This window comes from Aquibacillus saliphilus, from assembly GCF_020404745.1.
GTDB lineage: Bacteria > Bacillota > Bacilli > Bacillales > Amphibacillaceae > Aquibacillus > Aquibacillus saliphilus.
Map to the genome: position 1 here is coordinate 23455 of NZ_JAIZAP010000030.1, position 10398 is coordinate 33852.

7 protein-coding genes, 9 tRNA genes and 2 rRNA genes are annotated in these 10398 nt (G+C 37.1%); all 18 read right to left on the minus strand.

Going from position 1 to position 10398, the window contains the following annotated elements; translation table 11 throughout:
• Window positions 1–122 precede the first annotated feature (122 nt).
• On the minus strand, window positions 123–1925 hold the full coding sequence (gene glmS, locus LD272_RS20970) for a glutamine--fructose-6-phosphate transaminase (isomerizing) (RefSeq protein ID WP_226038557.1): 1803 nt from the start codon (window positions 1923–1925) through the stop codon (window positions 123–125).
• 545 nt (window positions 1926–2470) lie between these two features.
• Entirely contained in the window at window positions 2471–3817 is a 1347-nt protein-coding gene (gene glmM, locus LD272_RS20975; protein WP_226038558.1) for a phosphoglucosamine mutase, read from the minus strand.
• A gap of 116 nt (window positions 3818–3933) precedes the next feature.
• Window positions 3934–5175 (minus strand): CdaR family protein, encoded by a 1242-nt coding sequence (locus LD272_RS20980; RefSeq protein ID WP_226038559.1) that lies wholly within the window; start codon window positions 5173–5175, stop codon window positions 3934–3936.
• Entirely contained in the window at window positions 5168–5989 is an 822-nt protein-coding gene (gene cdaA / locus LD272_RS20985) for a diadenylate cyclase CdaA (RefSeq protein WP_226038560.1), read from the minus strand. Before cdaA ends, LD272_RS20980 begins: the two co-directional genes overlap by 8 nt.
• 253 nt (window positions 5990–6242) lie before the next feature.
• The gene (locus LD272_RS20990; RefSeq protein ID WP_226038561.1) at window positions 6243–6860 is read right to left on the minus strand and encodes an anti-sigma factor family protein; all 618 of its coding nucleotides are present in this window, start codon (window positions 6858–6860) and stop codon (window positions 6243–6245) included.
• 15 nt (window positions 6861–6875) lie between these two features.
• On the minus strand, window positions 6876–7439 hold the full coding sequence (gene sigW / locus LD272_RS20995) for an RNA polymerase sigma factor SigW (protein ID WP_226038562.1): 564 nt from the start codon (window positions 7437–7439) through the stop codon (window positions 6876–6878).
• Between the two features lie 405 nt (window positions 7440–7844).
• The gene (gene rocF, locus LD272_RS21000) at window positions 7845–8747 is read right to left on the minus strand and encodes an arginase (RefSeq protein WP_226038563.1); all 903 of its coding nucleotides are present in this window, start codon (window positions 8745–8747) and stop codon (window positions 7845–7847) included.
• 260 nt (window positions 8748–9007) lie between these two features.
• Window positions 9008–9083, minus strand: a tRNA-Ala gene (locus tag LD272_RS21005).
• 89 nt (window positions 9084–9172) lie between these two features.
• Window positions 9173–9245 (minus strand) — tRNA-Lys (locus LD272_RS21010).
• A gap of 31 nt (window positions 9246–9276) precedes the next feature.
• Window positions 9277–9351 (minus strand) — tRNA-Gln (locus LD272_RS21015).
• 51 nt (window positions 9352–9402) lie between these two features.
• Window positions 9403–9488, minus strand: a tRNA-Tyr gene (locus LD272_RS21020).
• Between the two features lie 60 nt (window positions 9489–9548).
• Window positions 9549–9624, minus strand: a tRNA-Thr gene (locus LD272_RS21025).
• A 5-nt stretch (window positions 9625–9629) separates the two neighbouring features.
• Window positions 9630–9705 (minus strand) — tRNA-Val (locus tag LD272_RS21030).
• Between the two features lie 33 nt (window positions 9706–9738).
• A tRNA-Glu gene (locus LD272_RS21035) sits at window positions 9739–9813 on the minus strand.
• A gap of 20 nt (window positions 9814–9833) precedes the next feature.
• Window positions 9834–9905: transfer RNA gene (locus LD272_RS21040), tRNA-Thr, on the minus strand.
• Between the two features lie 3 nt (window positions 9906–9908).
• A tRNA-Asn gene (locus tag LD272_RS21045) sits at window positions 9909–9983 on the minus strand.
• Window positions 9984–10070: 87 nt separating this feature from the next.
• Window positions 10071–10186 (minus strand): 5S ribosomal RNA (gene rrf, locus LD272_RS21050).
• A gap of 93 nt (window positions 10187–10279) precedes the next feature.
• Window positions 10280–10398: ribosomal RNA gene (locus LD272_RS21055) — 23S ribosomal RNA — on the minus strand; the annotation flags it as partial.

The window sequence follows — 10398 nt, forward strand, 5'->3', positions numbered from 1 at the left end:
CAAACAAAACTAATAATCGCATTTTACAATTTCAGTAATATACTGTTTGTTAGTTACCGACATTAATGTCGAGTTACATACTTTAATATCTGTGAACAATTATTGTTCTATTCCTCAAAAAATTATTCGACAGTCACGCTTTTCGCCAAATTTCTTGGTTTGTCAACGTCACACTCACGGTGTAAAGCTGCATAATAAGCAAGTAATTGCATTGGAACAACACTTACTAATGGTGTTAATAGTTCGTGCACATGCGGTAATACGAAAGCATCAGTTTCTTGATCTAGTCCTTTGATACTTATGACACATGTTTTCGCTCCACGTGCCGCTACTTCTTGCACGTTACCACGAATTGAGTAATTAACATTTTCTTGCGTTGACAGTGCGATTACTGGTGTACCTTCTTCAATTAAAGCAATTGTTCCGTGCTTTAATTCTCCACCAGCGAATCCTTCTGCTTGTATATAGGAAATTTCTTTTAATTTTAATGAAGCTTCTTGAACTACAAAATAATCCATGCCTCTGCCAATGTAAAATGCATTGCGAGTTTCTTGGAAATATTCCTTTGCTAGCTGTTCAAATTCTTCTTTTTGATCTGTTAATGATTCCATTACACTTGCAGCTATCCCCAGCTCTTGTAGTGGATCAAAGCTTAAATTCATACCTTTTGCTTGGGCAGTATCTACCGCTAAGATTGCCAATACGGCAATTTGAGCTGTATATGCTTTCGTTGAAGCAACTGCAATTTCTGGCCCAGCATGTAAGTGTAACGTATAGTTTGCTTCACGAGAAAGGGTTGAACCCGGAACGTTAGTAATCGTTAACGCAGGGTGTCCTAGTTCTTTAATTCGCACTAACACAGAACGGCTGTCTGCTGTTTCGCCACTTTGTGAAATAAACACAAATAGTGGTTTTTCAGAAATTAACGGCATATTATAAGAAAATTCACTTGCAATGTGGACTTCTACAGGCACATTAGCTAGCTTTTCGATTAATTGTTTCCCTACAAGACCAGCATGGTAGCTCGTTCCCGCAGCAATAATATAGACCCGGTCCGTATTAAGGAGTGCTTGACGCACTTCAGGATCTAACTTAATATTATCATTTTCATCCTGATATTCTTGAATAATTCTTCGAATAACTGGTGGCTGCTCATCTATTTCTTTAAGCATAAAATGTGGATACGTACCTTTTTCAATATCGGTTGCATCAATTTCTGCAGTAAATGGCTCGCGTTCGACTGCAATACCATCTAATTTTTGAATTTCAACATAATCTCGATTAACGATAACAATTTCTTTATCGTGGATTTCCAAATAGCGATCCGTTTGCTTTAATGTAGCCATTGCATCACTTGCAACCAAGTTAAATCCGTCACCAAGTCCTACAAGTAATGGACTCTTATTTTTCGCAACATAAATAGTATCTTGGTCTTGTGCATCAATTAAAGCAATTGCATAGGATCCTTTTAATAGAGCGATTGTTTGGCGGAATGCTTCTGCCACATTATTGTATTTATTGTTCAATACTTCAATTAGTTGAACTACAATCTCCGTATCCGTTTCACTTTTTAATGAAATTCCTGATAAAACTTCATCGCGAATTTCATAGAAGTTCTCAATAACCCCGTTATGAACAATAGTAAATCGGCCAGATGCACTTTGGTGTGGATGAGCATTTTCTTCGCTCGGTGCTCCATGAGTCGCCCAACGCGTGTGACCAATTCCCATTGTTGATTGAACAGAGTTATTCACTTTTTCACGAAGAGTTGCTATACGGCCTTTCACTTTAGATAAATGAAGTCCATCAGCATTTAATGTCGCAATTCCTGCAGAGTCATACCCTCTATATTCCAATTTTTCTAATCCATCTAGTAAAACTTCTTTTGTATCATTATTTCCAATATATCCGACAATTCCACACATATCGTTGTTTCCTCCTTAAGATTAAAGGGGCAACTAACGACCAATTGATTATAATGGGGCGTTTAATTGCCCCTTTCTCGGTGTATTTCATCACCTTGATTTTATTCTTGTACAAAGAGTCGCCTCTCTGTTTTCAAATAAAAACTTTCGGTCGAGATGTGTACAACCGGGAGGTATCCGCCGAACGTGCTCGATAATCCTCCACCTCGTCTACTATTCCATTACGATAGGAATAGTCCTGGCGCTTATAATTCTATAGTAACATCGATACTCCTTTCTATGTTTGAATAAAGAACTCGTGTCTTCTTGTCTTAACCAAAGGTTTGGAATGACACGAACTTATTCCATTTTACCCGAGAATGAAGTGACTAGCAATCTTTTTATTACCCGTTATAACTAACTTTTAACGATTAAAATTTCAAGTGTTAACCTTGCTATAAACTATGCTCTCATATCACGAAATGTGAGGTAACAAAATGATTTAAGCAGTAGTTGAAAATGTAAATGCGCGAGCAGCTTACGTTAGCTACTTGCGCATTTGAATTTTATTTCATTCCTAATAATTCGTCTATAACCTGGACTACCTCGTCGACATACTTATGACATTCTTCTTTGGTGGGTGCCTCAACCATAACACGTACTAATGGTTCTGTTCCGGATGGACGGACAAGCACACGACCTTGATCTCCCATTTCTTTCTCAACTTTATCAATTACTTCTTGAATACGAGGATTTACAAGTGCTTCATGTTTATCCACTACTCGCACGTTTTCAAGTACTTGTGGGAATTTTTCCATTTCACTTGCTAACTGTGATAGCGGCTTACCTGTTTCTTTGACCACGTTTGCTAGCTGTAGTGCTGTCAGCATTCCATCACCCGTAGTAATGTAATCTAAGAATATAATATGGCCGGACTGTTCTCCGCCTAAGTTATATCCTCCCTTGCGCATCTCTTCCATCACATAACGATCTCCTACAGCAGTTTTATCACTTTTCATCCCATTATTTTCTAGGGCTTTATAAAAGCCAATATTACTCATAACCGTAGAAACAACTGTTGAGTGACGAAGTAAACCTTTATCATTTAAATACTTAGCACATATATACATAATTTGATCGCCATCGACAATATTTCCTTTTTCATCAACAGCAATTAATCTGTCTCCATCACCATCAAATGCCAATCCCATGTCTGCTTCTTTTTCCACCACGAATGCTTGTAATGTTTCTGGATGGGTAGAACCTACTCCCGCATTGATATTCAATCCATTAGGTGAAGATCCTATCGTAGCAATATCTGCTTCCAAATCCGCAAATAGATGTGGCGCTAATGAAGATGTTGAACCATTCGCACAATCTAATGCTATATGTAAATCTGTAAAATCAGATTCAACAGATTGCTTTAAGTATTGAATATATTTCTGACCACCCTCAAAGTAATCATTTATTTGACCTAAATCCGCTCCAATCGGTCTCGGTAGCGTGTCTTCTTGTTGATCTAGTAAGTACTCAATTTCTTTTTCCTGTTCATCTGTTAGTTTATATCCATCGGGTCCGAAAAATTTAATACCGTTATCCTCTACTGGATTGTGAGACGCTGATATCATTACCCCCACCGCTGCACTAGTTGCTTTCGTTAGATAAGCAACACCAGGCGTCGAAATAACGCCAAGACGCATCACTTCTGCGCCTATAGACAGGAGTCCAGCTGCAAGTGCTCCTTCAAGCATATTTCCTGAAATTCTTGTATCACGTCCGATTAATATCTTCGGCTTTGATATTTCTTTTGTGAGTATATATCCACCGAATCTCCCCAATTTAAATGCTAGCTCAGGGGTCAATTCCTTATTCGCTATTCCTCTTACTCCATCTGTACCAAAATATTTTCCCATGATGTACCTCCCTCTACTTCCTTTTAGAAAAAAACTTTTTAACCGAAATTGGGATGTGAAACCTCTATTTGTCTCATTACTTATTCGATGTTTTACACTAAGATAGTAACCTGTAACTATTCGACTCGGACTAGTACATTTGTATTTTCAACATCAAAGTTTAATCCTTCAGGAGCAACTATTTCTACAGGAATCTCAAATTCTCCTTCTTGGTATTCTTCCATGTTAATAGAGACTTGAAAGTCTTCATTTGATAGGTTACTAAGTTCTTCCTCTAAACCAAAAGCAGTCAAACTCAATTCACTAGCTGTTGGTTCAACAAAGGTTAACGAATAATCCTCATCTAAGTTTTCTATTTCTATCGGTAAATTGAAAACTCTTTCCTCTGTTCTCTCTAATTGGATATTGACATCAACTTGTTCTGTTTCCATTCGTCTAATGTCTTCAGGTGCATTTAACTGTAACTCAACTGTTGTTGCTTCTGTTATTTCTGACAAATCAATTTCGTCGGTTTTAATTGATTCAATGTTTTTTAGAACATCATCAGAAGCAAAAACCCTAACTTCTGTTGGATTTGAAGTAATTGAATTGATCGTTATTCCTTCCTCTGCCTCACCAGTAGTTGGCACTTCGATCGGTACAACTTTACTCGGACTTCTAACGTCAACAGAAACCTCTACTGTAGCTGGTTCCACTCGAACACTTAATTCATTTCCTTCACTGTCGTAAACTTTCACCGGAGCTTCTCTGTTTTCTATAGGCTTGTCCACTCCTTGGAGATTAATAAACGCCTTAACAACAGCGATTTTTTCAACAACACCTTTTGAACTAGTAATTGTCACCTTAGCTGGATTGATCTTAGCATCACCAACTTCAAAACCTGATTCTATTTGATCTTCGTTAATATAATCAATGGTTACATCATGCTCTTTAGTTGCTTTTTCTTCAATAATTACTTCTATTTCCTTAGGTTCAATATAAACATCTAAGTTATCAGATATACCTGAATGTTGTAAATCAATCATATATGTGCCTGGTTCAAGGCCTTGTAAATCAACAAATACGTCAAAATTTCTTTGTGTAGTAGTAGATGTAACGTTACTGTATGAACCTTCTAAAGTCACCGATACAGTTTGAGGTACGTTACTTACTACATATTTCTCTTCATCAATTTTAATATCAACAGGTACGTCTTCAATTGTCTGTACCTCATCGGAACTACTTATAACATCAGAAAAATCAAGACCGGCATCCGATTGTTCAGAGTTTTCGCTAAGGCTAACAGTTGTATAAAGTAATATCGCTAAAGCTAAAGAAACAAACCGTATTACCCAAGGGCTTTTTAACCAATTATCCATTTTTCTTCCCCCTCCAGTTCCAGCTTCTTGTAGCAGGGGCTTTCAATTTATCTTCTAATTCTTGGCGTAATATTTCCATTAGTTTATCCTGGTCTAGGTCTCTATGTAATTCACCGTTCTTCGTACAAGAAATTTGACCAGTTTCCTCAGATACCACAATCGTTAAAGCATCCGTTACTTCTCCAATTCCCATGGCCGCTCTATGCCTAGTACCTAATTCCTTTGAAATGAATGGACTCTCAGATAGTGGCAGATAGCATGCGGCTGCAACAATTTCCTCATGTTTTATAATTACAGCACCATCGTGCAATGGTGAATTGGGTATGAATATATTCGTCAACAATTGATTGGTTAATTTGCCATTAATCGGGATTCCGGTTTCGATATAGTCACCCATTGCTGTTTCTCTTTCAATTGTAATAAGAGCGCCAATCCTTCTTTTGGCCATATAATTACAAGACTTAACAATAGCATCAATCGTGCGATTAAGGCTTTCTTCTTCAGAGTTACTATTTCTAGCAAAGAAACTTCCTCGCCCGAGTTGTTCTAATGCACGTCTAAGTTCAGGTTGAAATAAAATAATAATACCGAGGAAACCCCACATAATAGCTTGCGACATAATCCACTGTACCGTTCTTAGGTCAAATATAATACTTAAAAACCAAATCCCTAACACCATAAAAATCCCTTTTAATAACTGGATTGCTTTGGTGCCCCTTATTAGCATAATTAATTTATATAATACATACCAGACAAGGGCTATATCTACACCAATACGTAAAAGGCTTAAAAGATTCAGGTCCCCGTCAAGCATGTTCACACATCCTTATACACATGAATTCCTCTTCCAATCTGTAAAATAATGACTTTATTTATTATAGCATATATCTTTTTTAATCAATAATGCAATTTACAATGCGAATCACTTAAAAGTAGTTTACCTTTTTCTAAGAACACTTAAACCACTTCCCAGTCACAAATCTTCTTAATGAACAGTCCATAAATAAAACCTTTGTTGTAGATACCATATCAACAAAGGTTTTATTAGTAAATCGATTAATAACTAATTATCTTTTAGTTAGTGCGAAAACACTTTTTGTCATATCCTTCACATGATACCATATCCACTCAAAAACTTGATTGATTTGTTCAATTTCACCAGTAATGTCACCAGCTGATGCACGTAAGTGTTGACCATTTATGATCGTTACATCACCATTAACTGACCCATCAATTTTTAAGTCTCCATTTTTAATTACTAGATCACCTTCTACCGTTATCCCTTCCGGAACAATGACTGTATTATCAGATTGGATTACCAAGTCTTTATTTTTTGATACGGTAAGTTGAGTATCTTGGTCCCATGCGGTGAACATACTTCCAAACATAAATATAAAGAAAACCGCTGCAGCAGTAATTACCGGATGACCTTTAAACCAACGCATATAACTGACTCTCTTTTTTTCCTTAGGTAAATTACCCATAACATTATTAGTAAAAGTGTCAGGTGCTTGGATATGACTATTGCTTTTTAAAAGAGTGACCGTTCTTTTTAACTCATGAAAATGTTGCTGGCAAGCTTCACAAGATTGCAAATGAGAGCGCAGTTGTTTCTCTTCTTCTTTTGCCAAATGTCCATCTAGGTACTTATGCATTAAATAAATGATTTCATTTTTGCATGTCATTTGAATCACACTCCTTTACACATGACGAAGCCTTTTTCGAAGCGCTTCTCGTCCTCTATGAATCCTAGTTTTCACCGTACCAACAGGGATATTTAAGATTTCACTTATTTCATTTAAGGACAATTCGTCAACAAACCTTAACGCAATGACGCTTCGGTACTTTGCAGGAAGATTCATAATTTCTTCTTGAATATAGTTTTGTAACTCAATGCTTTCCACTTCATCTTCTGGTAACGGTTGATCAGAAGATAGCTGTGAATACATATCTAAACCATCAGTTCCCTTTACTTCTGCATCTAAAAAGTAGTCTGGTTTTTTCTTCCTTATTCTATCAATAGTAATATTAGTCGCAATTCGATATAACCAAGTTGAAAACTTTCTCCGACTATCAAAAGAATGTATATTTACATACGCTCGAATAAAGGTTTCTTGTGCAAGATCTTCTGCTTCATGAGCATTTCCTATTATCCGATAGCATATTTGATAGACTTTATTTTGATAAAAGGCTACAACATCTTCAAAAGCAGATTGATTTCCTTTTTTAACTTGTTTAATTTTTTCTTTTATCATCATTTCCATCTAAATACCTACCTCCGCTATTTGCGGTCACTACATTTACGTATGACCTATTCATGAGGTTTCACTTATTTAATATATTTTTTAAATTTGTTATATAAAGTTATTTTATATACTCTTTTGTAAAATTCTACAAAATAATTATAACAGTTTAAGCGGGCCATATGGATAAAAAAATGTATCTGTTCTGAATAAATTTAGATAATACATTAACTTATCCCATACAAAGGACTAACTCCTTCTCTGACTGCGGTTAAGTAACCATTAAATACTAAATTCACTTAACTAATAAAGTGAATTTAGTAAAAGATGTAACAACATAAAAATTCATCTATAAACTTGTTCTAATTCAAAATTGAGAGATTAAAATAAAAGATCCTTGTTATAGTAACAAGGATCTTCTGTTTCTCATTTTAATTTATCGCCAAATAAGGATGCCATCAATCCGACTGCTACTGTAGCTGTTTTATTTTTTTCATCCAAAATTGGGTTTACTTCTACAAATTCTGCTGATGTAATAATGTCTGCTTCTGAGAGCATTTCCATGGCTAAGTGACTCTCCCTATAACTTAATCCTCCAATAACAGGTGTCCCAACACCAGGAGCATCATTAGGATCTAAGCCATCTAAATCTAAGCTTAAATGAACTCCGTCGACGCGATCTTTAAAGTATTCAATTGTTTCTTCTATTACCTTAGACATCCCTAACCGGTCTACTTCATGCATACTATAAACTTTAATTCCTTTTTCCTTGATTAACTCTTTCTCACCTTCATCCAACGATCTTGCACCAATTATTATTATGTTCTCTGGTTTAATTTTTGGCTGGTAGTCTAAAATATTAATCAACTTTTCATTACCAATACCTAAGTTTACGGCAAGCGGCATACCGTGAATATTACCTGTTGGAGAAGTTTCTGAAGAATTTAAATCTCCATGTGCGTCATACCAAATAACACCTAAATTATTATAATGGCTAGCAATACCAGCTAAAGTACCAATCGCAATGCTGTGGTCTCCACCAAGAACTAGTGGGAATCTGTCTTCTTCGACCACTTTCTTAACAGCTAGTGCTAGTCTTTCATTACCATCTGTAACTTCTTTTAGATTTCGCAATTTATCCTCTAGCTCTACTTCTTTTCTATTTGCGTGAGATATTTTGATATCTCCTAAATCTTCAATATCATAGTTAAGTCGTTCAAGTCTTTCGATTACTCCTGCATAACGGATAGCACTCGGTCCCATGTCAACACCTCTACGGTTTTGCCCTAAGTCCATTGGAACTCCTATTACTGATAATTGATTATTCATAATTAGTAGTCCTCCTTCATCACTTATTGTAGACAAATTGGTGTCCTGACTCAACTCAACAAAAATATGTATATATATACATTTCTCAATAAATGCATGAACAAAAGCGTAGGCAACGGAGCTGGACGTGACTAACTTAGGAATTAATTATCCATAGCAATCCATTTTATAATTTCCTGAAAATATAAAATGGATTGGGTCTGTAATATGATACGGACCCAATCCATTGGTTATTTTAACAATTAAATTTAGTTTGAAATTGGTGGAGCCTAGCGGGATCGAACCGCTGACCTCCTGCGTGCAAGGCAGGCGCTCTCCCAGCTGAGCTAAGGCCCCATTTTAAAAATCCACAATACAAAAAATCAGGAAGGAGTTTCCTTTTAAAGAATTCCTTCCACAATTATTTTAATTGATTAATTATTTGATGAGCCATGAAGGACTTGAACCTTCGACCCTCTGATTAAAAGTCAGATGCTCTACCGACTGAGCTAATGGCTCATAAAACCACACCTATTTAATTAAATAAAAATGGCTGGGCTAGCTGGATTCGAACCAGCGCGTGACGATACCAAAAACCGTTGCCTTACCGCTTGGCTATAGCCCAATAAAAAATAGTGTTAAATAATTTAGGATAATTCCTATTATTTTAATATAATGGTGGAGGGAGTAGGACTCGAACCTACGAACCCGATGGGAGCGGATTTACAGTCCGCCGCGTTTGGCCAACTTCGCTATCCCTCCATTATTAGAATTAAGAATTTAATATCACAATACTCAGTAGTAACCTGTTAAAGTGATAAGTGGTGCCGGCCAGAGGACTTGAACCCCCAACCTACTGATTACAAGTCAGTTGCTCTACCAGTTGAGCTAGGCCGGCATATATGGTGGAGGATGCAGGGCTCGAACCTGCGACCCCCTGCTTGTAAGGCAGGTGCTCTCCCAGCTGAGCTAATCCTCCGATAAACATAGTTTTATATGGTTTATTATAATATGGTGACCCGTACGGGATTCGAACCCGTGATACCGCCGTGAAAGGGCGGTGTCTTAACCACTTGACCAACGGGCCATCTTAGTTCTAGTTTACAGAGCTTCCAGCCGGAATTGAACCGGCGACCCCTTCCTTACCATGGAAGTGCTCTACCGCTGAGCTATGGAAGCAAATGGCTCCACAGGTAGGATTCGAACCTACGACCGATCGGTTAACAGCCGATAGCTCTACCACTGAGCTACTGTGGAATATTATCAAAAATATAATATTGTTAGTATTACATTTCGCTTCACATATCAACTATACTTTGAACTTAATCTTATTAAGAATTTAATGCCTAGCGGCGTCCTACTCTCGCAGGGGCAAAGCCCCAACTACCATGGGCGCTGGAGAGCTTAACTACTGTGTTCGGCATGGGAACAGGTGTGACCTCTCCGCTATTGCCACTAGACCAACAGGTATGAAACTTCCTGTTATTTAAAGGCTATGCACCTTCAAAACTAGATAAGAAGAACAAGACATCAATCTTTCGCTTCATAATTTTTTAGTTAAGTCCTCGATCTATTAGTATTCGTCAGCTACACGTGTCACCACGCTTCCACCTCGAACCTATCAACCTCATCGTCTCTGAGGGATCTTACTCATTTAAAATGATGGGAAGTC